21 protein-coding genes are annotated in these 19,292 nt (G+C 70.3%); 5 read left to right on the forward strand and 16 right to left on the reverse strand.

All coding sequences use genetic code 11. The annotated features are described in order from the left end of the window. Positions 1–34: 34 nt before the first annotated feature. The 9 genes from pheT to ASD66_RS00120 all read right to left on the reverse strand — a co-directional run bounded on the left by pheT (position 35) and on the right by ASD66_RS00120 (position 9,237). Positions 35–2,515 (reverse strand): phenylalanine--tRNA ligase subunit beta, encoded by a 2,481-nt coding sequence (gene pheT / locus ASD66_RS00080; protein ID WP_056889690.1) that lies wholly within the window; start codon positions 2,513–2,515, stop codon positions 35–37. A 4-nt stretch (positions 2,516–2,519) separates the two neighbouring features. Then, positions 2,520–3,617 (reverse strand): phenylalanine--tRNA ligase subunit alpha, encoded by a 1,098-nt coding sequence (pheS, locus tag ASD66_RS00085; RefSeq protein ID WP_056686872.1) that lies wholly within the window; start codon positions 3,615–3,617, stop codon positions 2,520–2,522. A 91-nt stretch (positions 3,618–3,708) separates the two neighbouring features. After that, a complete protein-coding gene (locus ASD66_RS00090) occupies positions 3,709–4,764 on the reverse strand; it encodes an ATP-binding protein (RefSeq protein WP_056686875.1) in 1,056 nt (351 codons plus the stop codon). A 58-nt stretch (positions 4,765–4,822) separates the two neighbouring features. Then, positions 4,823–5,638: a TrmH family RNA methyltransferase gene (locus tag ASD66_RS00095; RefSeq protein ID WP_056686878.1), complete on the reverse strand. Its 816-nt coding sequence runs from the start codon at positions 5,636–5,638 to the stop codon at positions 4,823–4,825. A gap of 101 nt (positions 5,639–5,739) precedes the next feature. Then, on the reverse strand, positions 5,740–6,132 hold the full coding sequence (gene rplT / locus ASD66_RS00100; RefSeq protein ID WP_056686880.1) for a 50S ribosomal protein L20: 393 nt from the start codon (positions 6,130–6,132) through the stop codon (positions 5,740–5,742). A gap of 80 nt (positions 6,133–6,212) precedes the next feature. Then, entirely contained in the window at positions 6,213–6,407 is a 195-nt protein-coding gene (gene rpmI / locus ASD66_RS00105; protein ID WP_056686884.1) for a 50S ribosomal protein L35, read from the reverse strand. 47 nt (positions 6,408–6,454) lie between these two features. Continuing rightward, the gene (infC, locus tag ASD66_RS00110) at positions 6,455–7,204 is read right to left on the reverse strand and encodes a translation initiation factor IF-3 (protein ID WP_321163498.1); all 750 of its coding nucleotides are present in this window, start codon (positions 7,202–7,204) and stop codon (positions 6,455–6,457) included. A gap of 247 nt (positions 7,205–7,451) precedes the next feature. Next, complete coding sequence (locus ASD66_RS00115; protein WP_056889691.1) at positions 7,452–7,979, reverse strand: SseB family protein; 528 nt, start codon at positions 7,977–7,979, stop codon at positions 7,452–7,454. Positions 7,980–7,986: 7 nt separating this feature from the next. Beyond that, complete coding sequence (locus ASD66_RS00120; protein WP_156388481.1) at positions 7,987–9,237, reverse strand: hypothetical protein; 1,251 nt, start codon at positions 9,235–9,237, stop codon at positions 7,987–7,989. A gap of 189 nt (positions 9,238–9,426) precedes the next feature. Here ASD66_RS00120 and ASD66_RS00125 point away from each other — a divergent pair, with 189 nt between their 5' ends. The 5 genes from ASD66_RS00125 (at position 9,427) to ASD66_RS00145 (ending at position 14,133) form a co-directional block, all read left to right on the forward strand. Next, positions 9,427–10,884 (forward strand): PLP-dependent aminotransferase family protein, encoded by a 1,458-nt coding sequence (locus ASD66_RS00125; RefSeq protein ID WP_056889693.1) that lies wholly within the window; start codon positions 9,427–9,429, stop codon positions 10,882–10,884. Positions 10,885–10,963: 79 nt separating this feature from the next. Then, on the forward strand, positions 10,964–11,410 hold the full coding sequence (locus ASD66_RS00130; protein ID WP_056889694.1) for a hypothetical protein: 447 nt from the start codon (positions 10,964–10,966) through the stop codon (positions 11,408–11,410). Next, positions 11,410–12,624, forward strand: coding sequence for an amino acid deaminase/aldolase (locus ASD66_RS00135; RefSeq protein ID WP_082599259.1), 1,215 nt, complete (start codon positions 11,410–11,412; stop codon positions 12,622–12,624). The genes ASD66_RS00130 and ASD66_RS00135 overlap by 1 nt, the downstream gene beginning before the upstream one ends. Continuing rightward, positions 12,624–13,220 (forward strand): uridine kinase, encoded by a 597-nt coding sequence (locus ASD66_RS00140; RefSeq protein WP_056889695.1) that lies wholly within the window; start codon positions 12,624–12,626, stop codon positions 13,218–13,220. The genes ASD66_RS00135 and ASD66_RS00140 overlap by 1 nt, the downstream gene beginning before the upstream one ends. A 4-nt stretch (positions 13,221–13,224) precedes the next feature. Then, on the forward strand, positions 13,225–14,133 hold the full coding sequence (locus tag ASD66_RS00145) for an aldose 1-epimerase family protein (protein ID WP_056889696.1): 909 nt from the start codon (positions 13,225–13,227) through the stop codon (positions 14,131–14,133). A 13-nt stretch (positions 14,134–14,146) separates the two neighbouring features. Here the strand turns inward: ASD66_RS00145 and ASD66_RS00150 are convergent, their stop codons facing one another. Genes ASD66_RS00150 through ribD form a run of 7 tightly spaced genes read right to left on the reverse strand, consistent with a single transcriptional unit; the run spans position 14,147 to position 19,290 of the window. After that, positions 14,147–14,575, reverse strand: a complete 429-nt coding sequence (locus ASD66_RS00150; protein ID WP_235529911.1) for a PH domain-containing protein — start codon at positions 14,573–14,575, stop codon at positions 14,147–14,149. Positions 14,576–14,583: 8 nt separating this feature from the next. Continuing rightward, positions 14,584–15,450 (reverse strand): ATP phosphoribosyltransferase, encoded by an 867-nt coding sequence (hisG, locus tag ASD66_RS00155; protein ID WP_056889697.1) that lies wholly within the window; start codon positions 15,448–15,450, stop codon positions 14,584–14,586. A gap of 11 nt (positions 15,451–15,461) precedes the next feature. Next, complete coding sequence (locus ASD66_RS00160; RefSeq protein ID WP_056687390.1) at positions 15,462–15,725, reverse strand: phosphoribosyl-ATP diphosphatase; 264 nt, start codon at positions 15,723–15,725, stop codon at positions 15,462–15,464. Between the two features lie 55 nt (positions 15,726–15,780). Continuing rightward, a complete protein-coding gene (gene ribH, locus ASD66_RS00165) occupies positions 15,781–16,266 on the reverse strand; it encodes a 6,7-dimethyl-8-ribityllumazine synthase (protein WP_056686912.1) in 486 nt (161 codons plus the stop codon). After that, positions 16,263–17,531, reverse strand: a complete 1,269-nt coding sequence (locus ASD66_RS00170; RefSeq protein ID WP_056686916.1) for a bifunctional 3,4-dihydroxy-2-butanone-4-phosphate synthase/GTP cyclohydrolase II — start codon at positions 17,529–17,531, stop codon at positions 16,263–16,265. The genes ribH and ASD66_RS00170 overlap by 4 nt, the downstream gene beginning before the upstream one ends. Further along, entirely contained in the window at positions 17,524–18,159 is a 636-nt protein-coding gene (locus ASD66_RS00175; protein WP_056889698.1) for a riboflavin synthase, read from the reverse strand. Before ASD66_RS00175 ends, ASD66_RS00170 begins: the two co-directional genes overlap by 8 nt. Continuing rightward, entirely contained in the window at positions 18,160–19,290 is a 1,131-nt protein-coding gene (gene ribD, locus ASD66_RS00180) for a bifunctional diaminohydroxyphosphoribosylaminopyrimidine deaminase/5-amino-6-(5-phosphoribosylamino)uracil reductase RibD (protein WP_235529912.1), read from the reverse strand. It lies immediately after the preceding gene. Between the last annotated feature and the right edge of the window lie 2 nt (positions 19,291–19,292).

Below are 19,292 nucleotides of genomic sequence, written 5' to 3' on the forward strand. Positions count from 1 at the left end.
CGGTTCGCGCATCAAGAGCACGCGGTTCGTGACGTCAGCGCTGGACGGCTCCGAGGCGTTCCGCGGCCAGGGCCACGGCGGCGTCGCGGGCGGCACCGGACTCACCCTCCTTGAGGGTGCGGTCGGGCGCCCGGAAGCGCAACGCAAAGGCCAGCGACTTCTTGCCCTCGCCGACCTGCTCGCCGGTGAACACGTCGAAGAGGCGCACCGACTCCAGGAGCTCGCCGGCACCCTCACGCAGCACCGCCTCGACGTCGGCGGACGGCACGGACGCGTCGACCACGAGGGCGACGTCCTCCTTGGCGACCGGGTACGACGCGAAGTGCGGGCTGGGCGTGACGACCTGGGCCAGGCGCAGCAACGCGTCGAGGTCGACCTCGGCCGCAGCGGACCGGGCCGGGACGCCGTACGCCTTGCAGACCTTGGGGTGCAGCTCGCCGGCGTGGCCGAGCACGGTCTCGCCGACGCGGATCTCGGCACAGCGGCCGGGGTGCCACGGAGCGAGCGCCGCGGCGGTCACCTCGACCTCGACACCCAGCGCACCCGCGACGTCGCGGACGGCGCCGATCGCGTCGGACCACGAGCCCTGACGCCCCTCGCCCCACCAGCCGGAGCACTCGCGCTGTCCGGTCAGTGCGAGCGCGAGGTGCTGGGGCTGGTGCGGGACGGCCTTCTCGATCGCGGCCCACTCCTCGTCGGTCGGGCGGCGGTCGACACCGAGGATCGGCGCGGCCTCCTCCCCCGTGGGCAGGAACACGAGTCCGGTCTCGAACAGGGAGGTGTCGGCGTTGCCGCGGGCCACGTTGAGGCCGAGCGACCGGAGCACGCCCGGCAGCAGCGTCGTCGCGAGCTGGGGCTCCTCGGCGTTGAGCGGGTTGGCCATGCGGATCGTGCGGCGCCGCTCGTCGTCGTCGGGCAGGCCCAGGTTGGCCCAGTCGGAGTCGCCGACGAACGGGTAGCTGATCGACTCGGTCCAGCCGGCGCCGGCGAGCACGAGGCCCACGCGTCGGCGCAGCTTCTGGGCGACGGGGAGCCCGCGGCCCGAGGGCGCCGGGGGCAGCACCGAGGGCACCTTGTCGTAGCCGACGATGCGGGCGACCTCCTCGACCAGGTCGAACGGGTCGCTCATGTCGGGGCGCCACGGCGGCACCGTCGCGGTGAGCGTGTCGCCGTCGACGACGACCTGGCAGCCCACCTTCTCGAGGTTGGCCACGGCGGTCCCGGCGCTGATCTCCATGCCGGTGACCCGCGCGGAGAGGTCGGTGGCGGCCGTGACGGTACGACGAGCAGGTGCCTCGCCCACGACCGTCACACCGGGGTCGGCGGTGGCGCCGCCGAGCTCGACCATCAGCTCGACCACACGGTCGGCGGCTGCGGCCGGCAGCTCGGGGTCGACCCCACGCTCGAAGCGCTTGGAGGCCTCGGAGGGCAGCTTGTGCCGACGCTCGGTGCGGAAGATGGACACCGCGTCGAAGTGGGCGGCCTCGATCACCACGTCGGTGGTGGTCCCGGACAGCTCGGTGGTCTCGCCGCCCATGGTGCCTGCGATGCCGATCGGCCCGGAGTCGTCGGTGATCAGCAGGTCTTCGGCGCTGAGCTTGCGCTTCTGGCCGTCGAGCGTGGTGAGCTTCTCGCCCTCGGTGGCACGGCGCACCCGGATCGCGCCGGACAGCTTCGACCGGTCGTAGCCGTGGATCGGCTGGCCGAGCTCGAGCATCACGTAGTTGGTGATGTCGACGCCCAGGGAGATCGGGCGCATGCCGGCCGCAGTGAGTCGCGTGACCATCCAGTCGGGGGTCGGCGCGGCCGGGTCGAAGCCGGTGACGCTGCGGGCCACGAAGACCGGGCAGCCGGCGACGTCGTCGACGACGACCGGGTACCCGTCGCCGTTGGCTGCGGGGACGTCCCGGTCGGCCGGGTCGCGGAACGGGACGTCGAACCCGATGCCGGTCTCACGCGCGATGCCGCGCAGCGACAGGGCGTAGGCCCGGTCGGGGTTGATCTCGAACTCGATGATCGAGTCGTTCATCGCGAGGACCTCGAACGCGTCGTCGCCGGGCTTGCCTGCCTCGGCGGGCAGCACGATGATGCCGTCGTGGTCTTCTCCGAGGCCTAGCTCGCGGGAGGAGCAGATCATGCCCGCGGAGATGTGGCCGTAGGTCTTGCGCGCGGAGATCTCGAAGTTGCCGGGCAGCACGGCGCCGGGCAGGCAGACGACCACCAGGTCGCCCTCGACGAAGTTGTGGGCTCCGCAGATGATGCCCTGCGGCTCACCCGTGCCGTTGGCGTCGGCCACGTCGACGGTGCACCAGTTGATCACCTTGCCGTTCTTCTGCGGCTCCTTCTCGATGGTCAGCACCCGGCCGACCACGAGGGGTCCGGTGATGGCGTCGGCAGGCGTCACCAGTGCTTCGAGCTTGAGGCCGAGCATGGTCAGCGTGGCGGCGAGCTCGTCGGACGTGACCGCGTCGGGCAGGTCGACGTACTCGCGGATCCAGGAAACAGGGGCCTTCATGGGTTCAGATCTCGATTCCGAAGGGCTGGGCGAAGCGGATGTCGCCCTCGAACACGTCGCGGAGGTCCTCGACGCCGTGGCGGAACATCAGGGTGCGGTCGATGCCCATGCCGAAGGCGAAGCCGGTGTACTTCTCCGGATCGACGCCACAGGCGATGAGCACGCGTGGGTTCACGACACCGCAGCCGCCCCACTCGATCCAGCCTTCACCGCGACACGTGCGGCACTCGTCGGAGTTCACGCCACGGCAGACGAAGCAGACCAGGTCGACTTCGGCCGACGGCTCGGTGAACGGGAAGTACGACGGCCGGAACCGGGTCGTGATGCCCTCGCCGAACATGGCGGTGGCGAAGTGGTCGAGCGAGCCCTTGAGGTGGGCCATGGTGATGCCCTCGTCGATGACCAAGCCCTCGACCTGGTGGAAGACCGGCGAGTGCGTCGCGTCGATCTCGTCGGTGCGGTAGACCCGGCCGGGGCACACCACGTAGATCGGGGGCTCGCGGGTCAGCATGGTGCGGGCCTGCACCGGCGACGTGTGCGTGCGGAGCACCAGTGCGGCCTCGGCGGGCTCGAGCCAGAAGGTGTCCTGCATGGTGCGGGCCGGGTGGTCGGCGCCCATGTTGAGCGCGTCGAAGTTGAGCCACTCTGCCTCGACCTGCGGACCCTCGGCGACCTCCCAGCCCATCGCGACGAACACGTCGGCGATGCGCTCGGACATCATCGTGATCGGGTGCCGGGCGCCGGTCAGGGCGCGGTCGGTCGGCAGGGTGACGTCGACGGTCTCCTCGACGAGCATGCGCTCCTCGTGCTCGGCCTCGAGCACGGCGAGGCGCTGGCCGAGGGCCTTGTTGACCTCGCCGCGGGCCTTGCCGACGCGGGCGCCGGCCTCCTTGCGAGCCTGGGGCGGCAGGGCGCCGATCTCTCGGTTGGCCAGGGCCAGCGGGGACCGGTCACCGGCGTGCTCGAGGCGCACCTGCTTGAGTGCCTCGAGGTCCGCGGCCGCGGCGATCGCGGCGAGCGCGGCGTCGCGCTGGGCTTCGACCTCGTCGGCACGCAACGGCGTGACCTCGACGGGGTCGTAATCGGTGTTCGGTCCCGACATGACTGCCTTCCGGGAAGGGGGATGTGCCAGGGCCAGTCTAGGAAGTACGCCGCGGGCGCCGCGACCGGGTTTGGCCTGGTCTCACCCAGCGTCAGAGCTGGCGCCTGTCGTCCTCGGGCCACGCGGTCGCGATCCGGGCTCCCCCGGCGGGTGAATCTCCGATGGTGAGCACACCGCCGTGGGCCCGGACGAGCCCGTTCACGATGTACATGCCGAGCCCGGAGCCACCGCGCTCGCCGTGCTTCCAGAACTTGGTGAACACGCGGCGCCGCATCTCTTCGGGGATGCCGCTGCCCTCGTCGTCCACGGTCAGGAGTACGCCGTCGAAGTCGGCTTCCTCGGCGATCGCGGACAGGGTCACCGAGACCACGCCGTCGCCGTGCCGGATGCCGTTCTCGATCAGGTTGGTGATCACCTGGGTGAACTTGTCGGGGTCGACGTGGGCCTCGGGAAGGCCGGGCCCGACGGCGAGCTCGACCGGCCGGGAGGTGCCGGCGCGCACCGAGTCGACGACGCGTTGGACGAGCACCTCGAGGTCGGCGGGCCTCGGGAACAGGGAGAGCCGACCGGTGTCGATGCGGGCCACGTCGAGCAGCTCCGCGATCAGGCGGCTCAGCCGGTCGGAGTCGGCGTTGACCGTGGTGAGCATCAGCTTCTTCTGGTCGTCGTTGAGCTTGTCCCACCTGTTCAGGAGGGCCTGCACGAAGCCCTTCACCCCGGTGAGTGGAGAACGGATCTCGTGGGCCACGGTGGCGACCAGGTCGGAACGCTCCCGGTCGAGCCGGGCGCGTCCGCGTCCCGACCGCAGGCTCACCACGACCCGCTCGATCGGCTCGGTGAGGCTCGGGCGCAGGATGCGCGCGTTGACCAGCACCTCGGTGCCGTTGGGCAGCACCCACGGCTGCTCGGGCACGCCGGTGCGGGTGGCGAGACCGAGGTACGGCTGGTTGCGGTCGCACCAGGTCTCACCGGACTGGTCCTGGAGGACGAGGGCGTCCTTCAGCTTCTGACCGACCAGATCATCTGCTGACGTCGCACCGAGCATGCGGACCGCCTCGGCGTTGGCCAGCTCCACGACCTCGTCGTCCCCTGCGACGACCACGCCGTCGGGCAACTGGTCGAGGGTCTCGCGGGCGGTCTGGTCCACAGGGCGAGGTTAGCGCCCGGGACGCGGTCGCGTGCGACGTTGCGTGGTGGGTGCGGGCTCAGCGTTGCGCGCGGGCGGACGCGTAGAGGCAGACCGCGGCGGCGGTGGAGAGGTTGAGGCTCTCGGCCCGGCCGGTGATCGGGATGCGCACTCGGTGGTCGGCGAGCGCGGCCAGCTCTTCGGGAAGTCCCCAGGCCTCGTTTCCGAACAGCCACGCGGTGGGCCCGGCAAGGAGCTCGTCGGCCTCGAACAGGTCGATCTCTCCGGCGCCGTCGGCGGCCAGGACGACGAGTCCGGCGGCCTGTGCCCGGCGTACGGCCTCGGCGGGGTCGTCGACGACCGCGAGGGGGACGTGGAAGAGGCTGCCGACCGTGGCCCGCACCGTCTTCGGGTTGTGGGCGTCGACCGAGTTGCCGGCCAGGAGTACGGCGTCTGCGCCGGCGGCGTCACTCGTGCGGATCACCGTGCCGGCGTTGCCGGGATCGCGGACGTCGGCGCAGATCGTGACCAGGCGAGGTCCGCCGTCGAGCACGTGGTCGGCGGGTCGGTCGACGAAACGGCAGACCGCGATCACACCGGCCGGGTTGACCGCGTCGGAGAGCGAGGCGAGGGCCCGCTCGTCGACGGGCGTCCAGTCGACTTCTGCGGAGCTCGCGGCGACCCGCAGGTCGGCGTACTTCTCGGTGGCCTCGGGAGTGGCGAACACCTCGACCGCGCAGCCGCTCAGGGCCAGCGCTCCCTCGACGGCCTTGGGGCCGTCGGCGAGGAAGAGCCGGTGCTCGGCCCGAAATGACCGACGGGCGAGCTTCCGCGCGTTCTTGACCCTCGCGTTCCCGCTGGTCAGCGGGGTGGGGTCGTCGCGGAAGCTCGCCACGTCAGATCGTCCTTGCTGTCTGTCGGTGTGGTTTCGAGACAGGCGCTGGCGCGCCTTCCTCAACCCAAGGGTTTCGAGACAGGNGCCACCGGTGAGACAGATCAGGCAGTCGCGTCTTCGCGGGGCGCGTTGACGTCCTCGGGGAGGTTGGCCTTGGCCAGCTCGACCAGGACGGCGAACGCCGGGGCGTCGTTGACGGCCAGGTCGGCGAGGATCTTGCGGTCCACCTCGACCTCGGCGGCCTTCAGGCCCTGGATGAAGCGGTTGTAGGTGAGACCGTTCGCGCGGGCAGCGGCGTTGATGCGCTGGATCCACAGCTTGCGGAACTCGCCCTTCTTGGCCTTGCGGTCACGGTAGCTGTAGACCAGCGAGTGGGTAACCTGCTCCTTGGCCTTGCGGTACAGGCGCGAGCGCTGGCCCCGGTAACCGGATGCGCGCTCGAGAACTACCCGGCGCTTCTTGTGGGCGTTTACCGCCCGCTTGACGCGTGCCACTGTCTTACTCCTTGTTGCTCGAAAAGTTTGGGGGTGCGGTGTCCGCCGATCGGGGCGAGGTCACCAGCAGGAAGTTGGTCTCAGAGACCCAGCATCTTCTTGGCGGACTTGACGTCAGCCTTGGCCAGCTCGACGGTGCCGGTCATGCGGCGGGTCACCTTGGACGGCTTCTTCTCGAGGTTGTGGCGCTTGCCGGCCTTCTCGCGAAGGATCTTGCCGGTGCCGGTCACGCGGAAGCGCTTCTTGGCACCGGAGTGCGTCTTGTTCTTCGGCATCTCTCTGCTCTCTATCTCTGGATCTGGTGAACGTGGGGGGCCTGGACTCAGGCTTCGATCTCGGGATCGAGGTTCTCGGAGCGCTTGCGCTCCTTCTTCTGGGCCACGGGCTTGGTGCCGGCGGATGCCTTGCGGAACGAGGACTCCTCGGCCTCGCCCGCGGCGCGCTCGGCGGCCTTGGACTCCTTCTCGGCCTGCATCTCGACCTTGGCGTCGGCCTTCTTGCGGTGCGGACCGAGCACCATGATCATGTTGCGGCCGTCCTGCTTGGGCGAGCTCTCGACGAAGCCCAGCTCCTCGACGTCCTCGGCCAGGCGCTGGAGCAGCCGGAAGCCGAGCTCGGGGCGGTGCTGCTCACGACCGCGGAACATGATCGTGATCTTGACCTTGTCACCGGCCTTGAGGAAGCGGACGACGTGACCCTTCTTGGTCTCGTAGTCGTGCGCGTCGATCTTGGGACGAAGCTTCATCTCCTTGATGATCACGTTCGTCTGGTTGCGTCGGGCTTCACGGGCCTTCTGGGCGTTCTCGTACTTGAACTTCCCGTAGTCCATGAGCTTGCAGACGGGCGGCTTGCCCTGCGGCGCGATCTCGACGAGGTCGAGGTCAGCCTCCTGGGCAAGGCGCAGCGCGTCAGCCGTCGGCACGATGCCGACGGTCTCGCCGTTGGGTCCAACGAGCCGGACCTCGGAAACCCGGATCCGGTCGTTGATGCGCAGCTCTGTGCTGATGGGTCCTCCTGGGGACGATGGTGCAAATCTGTGGATGGAACGAATTCGCCCTTGTGGAACGAAAATGGGCTTCCGCTCATTCCAAGCGGAAGCCCAGTCTCCAGATGCACAGGTGCACCACGCGTCTCCATGCCTGCACCACGGCGTACGCCGCGCAGACCTGGTTCTGCGGACCGGACCCGACGACCTCGCGGTCGATGCGGGTGGGAAGTCGAAACCTCCGCTTGTCTGATCCACTCCGCCATGGGGTCATGGCAATGCAGATCGGTCGAGGGACAGACTACGCGCCCTCCGCCCACTCCCCCAAATCGACTCAGTCGGCCTCGGGCTGCAGCCAGGCCGAGCGGCCGTCGACCTCGACCAGCTGCCACCCCGCCGCGAGTCCTCGCAGGTCGTCGCCCTCGACCACGAACGTCACCGGCCCGGCGACGTCGATGACCAGCGCCTCGGCCTCGTCCTGGAGCGCAGACTGGGCAGCGGCGATCGTGGGTACGGCGACCGGACGGGCCTCGGCGTTCCAGGCGGTGAGCTGCTCCGTGCCGGTGAAGGCCAGCAGGGCCATCCGGCCGTCGCCGCCCCGCATCAGCACCGCCGCCATGTCACTGGACTTGTCGTGGGCCAGGCCCTCGTCGTCGTACTCCACCTCGCCGAGCAGCGCGACCACGGGCACCAGCAGGCGCGAGGACTGCACGGCGGCCAACGCCTCGGCGTACCTGCTCCGATCCGCGGCGTACGCCGACAGGGCCTCGGCCACCTCGGGGAACTGCCCGCCGTCGTCGTCGGGAAAGGACGACTCGAGGATGCGGGCGCCCTCGAAGCGATCGGGATTGGGGTTCGTCATGGTGGCGTCAGGATAGGCGGGATCGTGATCGGTGACCCAACCGAGCCGCGTGGTCGACCGGCCGGGTGGGCCCACCGCGTGGGGAGTCCCTCTCGTCGCGCAGGGCCTGCCGGCCCGGCCACATGCCCAGGCCCAGTCCCACGAGGAGCATGACGAACACCGCACCGATGGAGGGAGCGCCCCACACCCCGGCGGCGCCGAGGAGGAGCGGAGAGGCGAGGCCGCTGAGCCGCGCCGACATGCCCATCGCCCCGAAGCACGCCCACGGCCGCGTGGAGTGACGCGCTGCCGCGTGCACGTTCAAGGCGGACACGATGATCGCCGAGGAGACCACCGGGCCGGTCAGGGCCACACCGGCGACGACCTGCCAGGGCGAGGTCGCGGTCAACGCGAGCAGTGCGCCGCCCGCGCACAGAACCACCGCGACCATGAACTCCACGTTGGCGCGGAGCCGTCCACGTCGCGCCAGCAGGGCAGCGCAGACGAGCGCGACGAGCTCCCGGGCGATCAGGCCGAGGCCGGCGGCCGCCGCGTCCGTGCCGTCCAGCGCCGGGAGCACCGACCCGGTGAGCACGAAGACCAGCGGCATCGACATGGCGGGGAGCAACCCCCAGAGCATCGTCCGGGAGCCGGCGGTCTCGCGCCACGCAGCGTGGGCGGCCGCGAGCAGGCGGACTCGGGGCTCGGCCTCACGCACGACGCCGGCGGGCAGCCGGGTGGCACCGAGTGCGAGTAGGGCGCCGCAGCCTCCGACCGCCCACCACAGCGCCGACGGCACCCCGCGGGCGAGTGAGAGGCCGACCACGACAGACGCCGCCAGTGCGCCCAGTCGCTGGACCAGCACGGACAGTCGTTGACCCCTCGCCTGTCGAGCGCCCAACAGGTGGGAGTAGTGGGCGAGGCCGGGGATGTAGATCAGGCTCGAGCACGCCGCGAGCACCAGTGCCACCGGCACGAGGGCCCAGCCGATGTCGCCCAGGGTCAGCATCGCGGCGGCGATCACCACCATGAGCGCGGCCGAGACGGCCACCACCGAGCGCAGGCCGCGATGCGTGGCGACGGACGCGGCGGCTGCGTCGAAGAGCAGCCCGGCTCCCATGTAGACGGTGACCGCCACGGAGGCGATGCCGGCGTCGTCCGCCGTCAGCGGCAGGGCGGTGATGACCAGGGTGTGGAAGGCGAAGTAGAACGAGATGGTGCTGACGACCGGCGCAAAGGTCGCCACGGCTCCCCCGATGCTCGCGTGCCTACCGCTCATGGGTCACGCGGCCGGCAACGTGCAGCGTCTCGGACATGTCCGGCGGAGCCTTTCGGAACAACAGGATCGAACGTGGTGGCCCGGGTCCGCAGGGGCCTGAAGGGCATGACTGGCCCTACACTCGAGCAATATCTGGACTAGGACAAGATCCAGTTTCAGCAATCCGACCAGTCCAGATGGGAGATCGGCATGCCGGCCTCGACGATTCTCGTGAGCGAGGTGTTCGACGGAGTCCCGTCGGTCTTCCCGCTGCACGTGCGGGTCCGCACGATGGTCGAGCAGCTGATCTTCACCGGGTCGTGGCGGGCTGGAGAGCGGATTCCCTCGAGCCGCATGCTGGCCGAGCAGCTCGGCGTCTCCCGCATGACCGTGCAGACCGCGATCGACGAATTGATCGCCGGGGGCTACCTGCGCAGCGCACCGCGCAGCGGCGTCTTCGTGAACACCCACGCGACGGTCGCCGACGCACCCACCGAGTCGGGCGGCGACGTCGCCTGGGCCCGCTGGATCCGGCAACCGGTCACCCCGGGAATCCCCCACCTGCAACGGGTTCCCGAGTGGTGGACCTACCCGTACCCCTTCATCACCGGGCAGCACGACGCCCGCTTCTTCCCCGATCGCCAGTGGCTCTCTGCCGTGCGCAAGTCGTTGGGCGACGACCACCGCCACGCCTCGCTCGACGACAACCTCATCGACGACATGCTCCTGATCGACGAGCTGCGCCGGTCGTTGCTGCCGAGCCGCGGCATCTTCGTCGAACGCGAGAACGTGCTGATCACCCTCGGCGCCCAGGAGGCCCTTGCCCTGTTGGCCGACACCCTGGTCCGGCGCGGCGACCACGTCGTGGTCGAGGATCCCGGCTACGTCGACGCCCGCCACGTGTTCGCGGCCCGTGGGGCCGAGCTGGTGCCGGTGCCCGTCGACGACCAGGGCCTGCGGGTCGACGACCTCACCCGCGAGACGTCCCTCTGCTACACGACGCCGTCACACCAGCACCCCAGCAACGTCACGCTGTCCCCCGACCGCCGACTCGACCTGATCCGGCGGGCCCGCGACGACGACTTCCTGGTCATCGAGGACGACTACGACAGCGAGCTCTGCTACCGCGGACGCCCGACGCCCGCGATCGCGTCCCACGACCCGCACCGGGTGATCTACCTCGGCTCGATGTCGAAGCTCCTCGCCCCGGGCATCAGGGTCGGCTTCGTGGTCGCGGACCCGGCGCTGATCAGGGCCCTGGCCTGGCGGCGCCGCTATGTCCACCGCCAGGTCCCCGGTGTCACCCAACGCGCACTGGCCCTCTTCATGCGGGACGGCTCGTTCACCAGGTCGCTGCACGCCTACCGGCGTGAGCTCGCCGTCCGTTGGGAGGTCGCGACCGGGACGCTGCACACCCGCTTCCCGGACCAGGTCTTCCCTCCCGGCGGTACGGCGCTGTGGCTGCGACTTCCCGACGGCGCGACGAGCGATCACGTCGTGACTGCCGCACGCGAGCGCGGCATCCTGATCGACCCCGGCGAGCTCTACTTCGCCGACGCCGCGACCGGCTCCGGGTTCGTGCGCGTGGGCTTCTCCTGCATCGACACCGAACACGTGCGGCCCGGCCTGCTGGCGTTGCTCGAGGTGATCGAGGAATGCCGCGGTTGAGGGCCCGCCGACGCAGTCGACGACGCCCGCCCGGCACCGTACCCACGCCGGATCACCGGACATGTGAAATGCTGGAGGCATGTCCGAAGTGAGCTGGCAGGCCCTCGCCCTGGCCCTGACCGTGTGCGGCGGCCTGTGGACCTGGTACGCCGCACGCAATCGTGGCGCCGCCTCGGCCACCCGCGGCGCCGCGCTGACGCTGCTGCCGGCCGCGGCGTACTTCACCGGCACCCTCGAGATGTTCGGCGAGATCACCTCGTCGGTGGCCGACTGGGCGACCGGCTTCGTGTTCAGCCCCCTGGTGTGGCTGGGCATCCTGCTGGCCGGCACCTCGGTCGTGCTGTTCGGTGTCTCCGGCTGGCTGTCCGCTCGCGGTGAGTCGAGTCCGGGCGAGGAAACGCCGGAGGTCAAGCCGAAGCGCAAGCAGCGCAAGGCCCTGCCGCCCTCGTCGCAGAAGGGCGCGCCTGCGATCGACGACGACCTGGCCGACATCGAGGCGATCCTGAAGAAGCGCGGCATCAACTGATGGACGACGGCATCGCCCGCCATCGTCTGCGGGCGCGACTCGACGCGGCCGTCGCCGACCTTCCCGGGCACCTGCGCACACCGGCCATGGTGGTCGACCTCGACGCCTTCGACGCCAACGCGGCCGACCTGGTCCGGCGGGCGTCCGGCACGGCGATCCGGGTGGCCTCCAAGTCCCTGCGGGTGCCCGCACTGCTGCAGCGGGCACTGGCTCGGCCGGGCTTCCACGGCGTGCTCGGCTACACACTGCGCGAGGCCCTGTGGCTGCACGAGAACGGCATCGCCGACGACATCGTGATGGGCTACCCGACCGTCGACCGCGACGCCCTCGGGCGGCTGGTCAGCTCACCGTCCGCAGCCTCGGCGATCACGCTCATGGTCGACTCGGTCGACCACCTCGAGATCATCGACTCGGTGCGCTCGTCGAAGGCGGTGGCGATCCGGATCGCGATCGACGTCGACGCCGGACTGAGGATCAGCGGCCAGCACGTCGGCCCCAAGCGCTCGCCGCTCTACGACACGGCCGCCGTGACCGCGCTGGGCCGGGCGATCGCCGACCGACCCGGATTCACGCTCGTCGGCGTGATGACCTACGAGGGACAGGTCGCCGGTGTGCCCGACGACGTACCGTCGCAGCGCGCGAAGTCGATGATCGTGCGCCGGCTGAAGTCGGCCTCGGTCGAGCAGCTGAAGGTGCGTCGCCACGAGATCAACGCGGCGCTGCGCCAGATCGCGCCGCTGGAGTTCTGGAACGCCGGCGGCTCGGGATCGGTGGAGTCCTCCGCCTCCGACCCGGTCGTCACCGAGGTGGCCGCCGGGTCCGGTCTGCTCGTGCCCGGCCTCTTCGACCACTACCAGTCGTTCACGCCACGTCCGGCGTCGTTCTTCGCGGTTCCCGTCGTACGACGACCGTCCGCGAACGTCGTGACCGTGGCCGGCGGGGGCTTCATCGCCTCCGGACCCACCGGCGCCGACCGTGCACCGATCCCGTGGGCGCCGCCCGGGCTGCACCTGACCGGGCTCGAAGGCGCCGGCGAGGTGCAGACCCCCTTGACCGGGCACCCCGCCTCGCGCCTGAAGATCGGCGAGCTGGTCTGGTTCCGGCACGCCAAGTCGGGCGAGCCGTTCGAGCACACCGACACCGTGCACCTGCTCTCCGGGTCCGCGATCACCGACTCCGTGCCGACCTACCGGGGCACCGGCAACGCCTTCTGATGACCGATGTCGTCGCGGCCGTCCTCGAGCACGCGCGGGCGCGACCGGGTCGGCTCGCCGGCGGTCGTCTGGTCTGCGTCGACGGCCCGGCCGGCTCCGGCAAGACCACGTTGGCGACCGCCCTCGCGGAGGCGGTGCCCGGCGCCGTCGTGCTGCACATGGACGACATGTACGACGGCTGGAGCGGCCTGAACGGCGATACCGGCGCGCGCCTGCACGACCAGGTCGTGGTGCCGCTGGCCGCCGGCGAGACGGGTCACTACCGGCGCTACGACTGGGTCCTGGGCGCCTTCGCGGAGCGACACGACGTGCCGCCGTCGCCGTTGTTGGTGCTGGAGGGTGTCGGCTCGGGCGACCGGGCGTTGGCGCCGTACCGCAGCACGCTGGTCTGGGTCTCCGCGCCCGACGACCTGCGGCTCGAGCGAGGCCTCGCCCGCGACCGTGCCCTGTATGCCCGGGAGGGCGAGCCGTGGGACGAGGCGGGGCACCGGGCGTTGTGGGCCGGCTTCATGGTCGACGAGGCGCGGTTCTTCGCGGCACACGGGCTGCCCGGCACTGCTGACCTGCGGGTCGACGGAACCAGAACCATAGGGTGAGTCCATGGTGATGCCTTCGGGGGAACAGTTCGAGATCAGCGGCGGTGGCTACCGGGCCGTGGTGACGGAGAGCGGTGGCGCGTTGCGGCACCTGTCGTACGACGGCACTGAGCTGGTCGACGGGTTCGACGAGTCGGAGACGGCCTCCGGTGGTCGCGGGCAGCTGCTGATGCCGTGGCCCAACCGGATCGAGGACGGGCAGTACTCCTTCGGCGGCCGGGACCACCAGCTCGCCCTGACCGAGCCCAGGCGCCACAACGCCTCCCACGGCCTGGCCCGGTGGGCGGCCTGGACCCTCGAGGAGCACTCGCCGAACTCGGTGTCGCTGACGCTGCGGGTGATGGCGCAGACCGGCTACCCGTGGGCGGTCGACCTGCACGTGCTCTACGACCTGTCCGCCGACGGGCTCACGGTCACCCAGACCGCCACGAACCTCTCCGACTCGCCCGCGCCCTATGCCTGCGGCGCGCACCCGTATCTGCTCGCGGGTGACGGGCCGATCGACGACTGGGAGCTGACCCTGCCCGCGGCCCGGCGCTCTCTCGTCTCCGCGGACCGCCTGCTGCCGGTCGGCAGCGAGGAGGTGGAGGGCACCGAGCTCGACTTCCGGGTCTCGCGGCCGATCCGGGCCACCGTGCTCAACGACTCATTCACCGACCTGGTGCGTGACGAGGCCGGCCGTGCGGTCGTCGTACTCCAGGGGCCGCAGCGGGGCGTGACCCTCTGGGTCGACGACAACGTGAGGTGGCTGCAGGTCTACTCGGCCGACGACGTGCCCGCGACGGCACGCCGCTCGCTGGCAGTCGAGCCGATGACCGCACAGGCCAACGCGTTCCGGTCGGGTGAGGACCTCACGACCCTCGCTCCGGACGGTGGCGAGCTCTCCGTCTCGTGGGGCATCCGGGCGCTCTGAGCCACTCAGGCACTCAGCCCAACAGGGAACGGATCTCTCGGACCGCCTGCTTGGCGCGGGCGCCGTCGCTGCCCTGGATCGCCATCACCGCACACGTGGTGCCGTCGGCCAGGTCGAGCGTGGCCCACGGTGCCCCGCGCGGCAGGTGGATCGCGACGATCTCGGCCCATTCGTAGAACCGGGTCCGGTAGCCGTTGACGACCAGCAGCCCCTCGCTGGTGGCGACCGCCCTGGCCCGGACCAGCGCGTGGACCAGCGACGCCACGAACAGTCCGAGCAGCAGCGCGGTGCCACGCTGGAACAGCGTGAACGTCTCGCGCACCTCGGAGTCGAAGAGGAACCAGGTCGCACCGCACAGCACCAGCAGCATGACGCCGCCAGCGATGCCGGCCATGCGGACGCCCAACGGCCGCCAGGTGTGCGGCAGTGTCAGCTCGGACACGGCCGCGCTCACACCCGACAGGCGTGGATGTCGGTCAGCAGGATGCCGCGGGCACCGATGTCGTAGAGCTCGTCCATCAGTCTCTGGGCGCCGTCGCGGGGCACCATCGCACGCACCGCGACCCACCCTTCGCGATGCAACGGGCTGACCGTCGGGCTCTCGATGCCGGGGGTCAGGTCGACCGCCTTCGAGACGTGCTCGCTGCGGATGTCGTAGTCCATCATCACGTAGGAGCGGGCCACGAGGACGCCCTGGAGACGACGCAGGAACACGTCGAACCCGGCCGGTCGGTCGCCACCGCGGGTGATCAGCACACCCTCGGACTCGAGCACGACCTCTCCGAACGTGGCGAGGCCGGCGGCACGCAGGGTGCTGCCGGTCTCGACGACGTCGGCGATCACGTCGGCGACGCCGAGCTGGATGCTGGTCTCGACGGCTCCGTCGAGGCGGGTCACGGTCGCGTTGATGCCGCGCTTGTCGAGGAACTGCTGCACCACACCGACGTACGACGTGGCGATGCGCTTGCCCTCGAGCTCGGAGGCGTCGGTGAACTGGCCGGCCGGGCCGGCGAAGAAGAACTTCGAACGGCCGAACCCGAGCTGGACCACCTCCTCGGCCTCGGCGCCGGAGTCGAGGAGCAGGTCGCGGCCGGTGATGCCGATGTCGAGCGTGCCCTCGCCGACGTACAACGCGATGTCACGCGGACGCAGGTAGAAGAACTCGACTCCGTTCTCGGCGTCGATGAGGGCGAGTTCCTTGGTGTCGCTGCGCTGGCGGTAGCCGGCCTCACGCAGGATCTCGGTCGCGGACTGGGACAGCGAGCCCTTGTTGGGCACCGCGATCCGGAGGAGCTTCTGGTTGGCGGTCTGCGTCATGTGGGGGTTCCTCAGAGGTGTGAGTAGACGTCGTCGAGAGTGATGCCGGTGGCGATCATGAGCACCTGGGCGTGGTAGAGCAGCTGGCTGATCTCCTCGGCTGCTGCGTCCTTGCCCTCATGCTCGGCGGCCATCCAGGACTCCGCGGCCTCCTCCACCAGCTTCTTGCCGATGGCATGGACGCCGGCGTCGAGCTGTCGCACCGTGCCGGATCCCTCAGGTCGGGTCTGGGCCTTCTCGTTGAGCTCGGCCCAGAGTTCCTCGAACGTCTTCACGGTCGACAAGCCTACGGCGTACGACGACCGCGTCCCGCGCCGGTCTCACGAGCGATCACTCGATGATGCCGCGGCGTACCTGCTTGAGGAGCTGGGCGGTGGCCAGCGCCGCGGACGTGGCCTCCCACCCCTTGTCCTCGCGGGAGTCGGCCAACCCCGCGCGGTCGAGGGCCTGCTGCTCGTCGTCACAGGTGAGCAGGCCGAAGCCGACCGCCGTACCGGTGTCGAGGGCGACCCGACCGAGCCCATCGGTGGCTGCGTTGCAGACGAAGTCGAAGTGCGGCGTGCCGCCGCGGATCACGACACCGAGCGCGATCACCGCGTCGTACGTCGTGGCCAGCGCGGCCGCCACCACGGGCAGCTCGAAGGCGCCGGGCACCCGCACGACGGTCGGCGCCTCCACCTGGTGCGCGCGCAGGGCACGGTCGGCACCCTCGAGGAGGCCGTTCATGACCTCCTCGTGCCAGCTCGAGGCGACCACGGCGACCCGCAGGTCGTGGCAGTCGATCGGCTTCTGGTCGGGGGCTCCCGCTCCACTCACAGCTCTTGTCCTTCCAACGTGTCGTGTCCGTCCAACGTGGGCGCCGGCTCGAGGTCCGGCAGCGCGTGGCCCATACGGTCGCGCTTGGTCATCAGGTAGGCGAGGTTGTGGTCGTTGGGGTGCGGCGTCAGCGGCACCCGCTCGGCCACGGTGATGCCGAAGTCCTCGAGGTTGTTGACCTTGTCGGGGTTGTTGGTCATCAATCGCACCGTGCCGACCCCGAGGTCGCGCAGGATCTGGGTGGCGGTGCCGTAGTGACGCGCGTCGGCGGGCAGCCCGAGGTCGAGGTTGGCGTCGACGGTGTCGCGCCCGCCGTCCTGCAACGCGTACGCCTGCAGCTTGGCGACCAGCCCGATGCCGCGGCCCTCGTGGCCGCGCAGGTAGACGACGATGCCGCGGCCCTCGGCCACGATCCGCTCGAGCGCCTCGTCGAGCTGCGGACCGCAGTCGCAGCGGTGGCTGCCGAACACGTCGCCGGTCAGGCACTCCGAGTGCACCCGGGTCAGCACCGGCGCGTCACCGCTGATGTCGCCGTACACCAGGGCGATGTGCTCGCTGTCGTCGATCGTGATGCGGTAGCCGTACCCAGTGAAGTCGCCGAACTTCGTGGGCAGGTCGGTCTCGGCGACGCGCTCGACGAGCACCTCCGTGCGGCGGCGGTAGCGCACGAGGTCCTCGATCGAGATCATCTTCAGGCCATGCTCGTCGGCAAAGGCGCGCAGCTCGGGGGCGCGCTTCATCGTGCCGTCGTCGTTGACCACCTCGACGAGCACGCCGGCCGGGGTCAACCCGGCCAGCTTGGCCAGGTCGACGGCGGCTTCGGTGTGGCCGCGACGGACCAGGGTGCCGCCCTCGCGGTAGCGCAGCGGGAAGACGTGGCCGGGACGGGTGATCTCCCACGGCTCGGTCGCGGAGTCGGCCAGCACGCGCGCGGTGTGCGCCCGGTCGGCGGCGGAGATGCCGGTGCTCACGCCGTCACGGGCGTCGACCGAGATGGTGTAGGCCGTCCGCAGCTTGTCCTTGTTGTGCGGCGTCATCAACGGGATCTCGAGGCGGTCGAGCATCTCGGCGGGCATCGGCACGCAGATCACGCCGCTCGAGTGGCGGATCGTGAACGCCATCAGCTCCGGGGTGGCCTTGCTGGCCGCGAAGATGATGTCGCCCTCGTTCTCGCGCTCCTCGTCGTCCACGACGACAACTGCCTTGCCGGCCGCGATGTCCGCGATGGCGTCCTCGACACTGTCGAGTCGCACCTTGTCACTCATTGCCTGGTCCTTCATTGGTGCTGTCTCCTTGGTTGATGTAGCCACTGGCCAGCAACTTCTCGACGTGCTTGGCAATGACGTCGGCCTCGAGGTTGACCCGGTCGCCGGGTCCCCGGAAGCCGAGGGTGGTACGCGCCAACGTCTCGGGGATGAGGCTGACGGTGAACGTGTCGCCGTGGGTCTCCACGACGGTGAGGGAGATGCCGTCGACCGTGATGGAGCCCTTGTCGACCAGGTAGCGGCCCATGCCCTCGGGCATCGAGATCTCGACGATCTCCCAGTGCTCGCTGGGGGTCCGGCGTACGACGGTGCCGACGCCGTCGACGTGGCCCTGCACGATGTGGCCGCCCAGGCGCTTCTCGACGGTGACCGCACGCTCGAGGTTCACCTTGTCGCCCGGCTGTACGCCGAGGAGCGAGGTCTTGTCGAGGGTCTCCTGCATGACGTCGGCGGTCCAGACGGCTTCGTCGTGCTCCACGACCGTCAGGCAGCAGCCGTTGACGGCGATCGAGTCACCGAGGCCGGTGCCGTCGAGCACGACGGCCGAGCGGATGGAGAGGCGAATCGCGTCACCCTGGGACTCGATCGCCTCGATCGTGCCGAGTTCCTCGACGATTCCGGTGAACATTCAGCTCTCCTCTGTGTGTGGTTTCGAGACGCTCGCTGGCGCTCGCTCCTCAACCAACGAACTCGGTGTCATGGTGAGGCGGATGTTGGTCTCGGCGCCGGTGCCGAGCACGGTCACGTCGTCGATCGCGAAGTGCAACGCGTCGGTGATCGTGCTGATTCCGAGGTCGGCCACGGCGTTGCGTCCGGCGCCGAGCAGCATCGGCGCGACGTAGGTGACGACCTCGTCGATCAGTCCGGCCTCGAGGAAGGCGGCGGCCAGGGTCGGCCCGCCCTCGAGGAAGACGTGACGGCGTCCGAGGTCGAAGACCTGCTGCAGCGCCTCGCGCGGATCGTGCGTGCGCAGGTGCAGGCTCTCCGCCAAGTCGTTGAAGATCCTCTTCGTCGCCGGGAGGTCGCGCAGCCCCATCACCACACGCAGCGGCTGCGCCTCCACGGGTTGGTCCAGCTCGTCGCGCACCGTCAGCTCGGGGTCGTCGACGTCGACCGTGTTGGCGCCGACCATCATCACGTCGCACTCACCGCGCAGGCGGTGCGTGTCACGCCGGGCCGGCAGTGACGACACCCAGCGGCTGGTGCCGTCGGCAGCGGCGCTGCGGCCGTCGAGGGTGGTCGCGAACTTCCAGGTCACGAAAGGACGCTGGTGCTCGACCGCGAACGTCCACGCCCGGTTGAGTCGTCGGGCGGCGTCCTCGTGAAGGCCGTGCGCGACGTCGACACCGGCTGCCCGCAACGTCTCCGCTCCCCCGGCAGCCACGGGATTCGGGTCGGACTGGGCGAAGACCACCCGACGTACGCCGGCGTCGATGAGGGCCTGGGCGCACGGACCGGTTCGACCGGTGTGGTTGCAGGGCTCGAGGGTGACCACGGCCGTCGTACCGCGGGCAAGGTCACCCGGCGCCTGGCCGGCGGCCTCGGCGAGTGCGGCCGCCTCGGCGTGCGGCGTGCCGGCTCCGCGGTGGAAGCCCTCGGCGACCTCGATGCCGTCGTCGTCGAGGAGCACGCATCCGACGCGTGGGTTCGGGCCGAGGGGCACGCCCGGGGTGGCCGCGATCTCGAGCGCACGCAGCATGGCGCGTTGCTCGGCGGCAGAGTATTCGACGGCAGAGTCTTCGGTGATCACCCTGGTCATCC

It is taken from the genome of Nocardioides sp. Root151 (assembly GCF_001427925.1).
Classification (GTDB): Bacteria; Actinomycetota; Actinomycetes; order Propionibacteriales; family Nocardioidaceae; genus Nocardioides.

Bases quoted from the DNA above. Each gene is read 5' to 3' on its own strand.
- pheT (WP_056889690.1), bottom strand. From the start codon at position 2,515: ATGAAGGCCCCTGTTTCCTGGATCCGCGAGTACGTCGACCTGCCCGAC.
- pheS (WP_056686872.1), bottom strand. From the start codon at position 3,617: ATGTCGGGACCGAACACCGATTACGACCCCGTCGAGGTCACGCCGTTG.
- rpmI (WP_056686884.1), bottom strand. From the start codon at position 6,407: ATGCCGAAGAACAAGACGCACTCCGGTGCCAAGAAGCGCTTCCGCGTG.
- ASD66_RS00115 (WP_056889691.1), bottom strand. From the start codon at position 7,979: ATGACGAACCCCAATCCCGATCGCTTCGAGGGCGCCCGCATCCTCGAG.
- ASD66_RS00120 (WP_156388481.1), bottom strand. From the start codon at position 9,237: ATGAGCGGTAGGCACGCGAGCATCGGGGGAGCCGTGGCGACCTTTGCG.
- ASD66_RS00125 (WP_056889693.1), top strand. From the start codon at position 9,427: ATGCCGGCCTCGACGATTCTCGTGAGCGAGGTGTTCGACGGAGTCCCG.
- ASD66_RS00130 (WP_056889694.1), top strand. From the start codon at position 10,964: ATGTCCGAAGTGAGCTGGCAGGCCCTCGCCCTGGCCCTGACCGTGTGC.
- ASD66_RS00135 (WP_082599259.1), top strand. From the start codon at position 11,410: ATGGACGACGGCATCGCCCGCCATCGTCTGCGGGCGCGACTCGACGCG.
- ASD66_RS00140 (WP_056889695.1), top strand. From the start codon at position 12,624: ATGACCGATGTCGTCGCGGCCGTCCTCGAGCACGCGCGGGCGCGACCG.
- ASD66_RS00145 (WP_056889696.1), top strand. From the start codon at position 13,225: ATGGTGATGCCTTCGGGGGAACAGTTCGAGATCAGCGGCGGTGGCTAC.
- hisG (WP_056889697.1), bottom strand. From the start codon at position 15,450: ATGACGCAGACCGCCAACCAGAAGCTCCTCCGGATCGCGGTGCCCAAC.
- ASD66_RS00170 (WP_056686916.1), bottom strand. From the start codon at position 17,531: ATGAGTGACAAGGTGCGACTCGACAGTGTCGAGGACGCCATCGCGGAC.
- ASD66_RS00175 (WP_056889698.1), bottom strand. From the start codon at position 18,159: ATGTTCACCGGAATCGTCGAGGAACTCGGCACGATCGAGGCGATCGAG.
- ribD (WP_235529912.1), bottom strand. From the start codon at position 19,290: ATGACCAGGGTGATCACCGAAGACTCTGCCGTCGAATACTCTGCCGCC.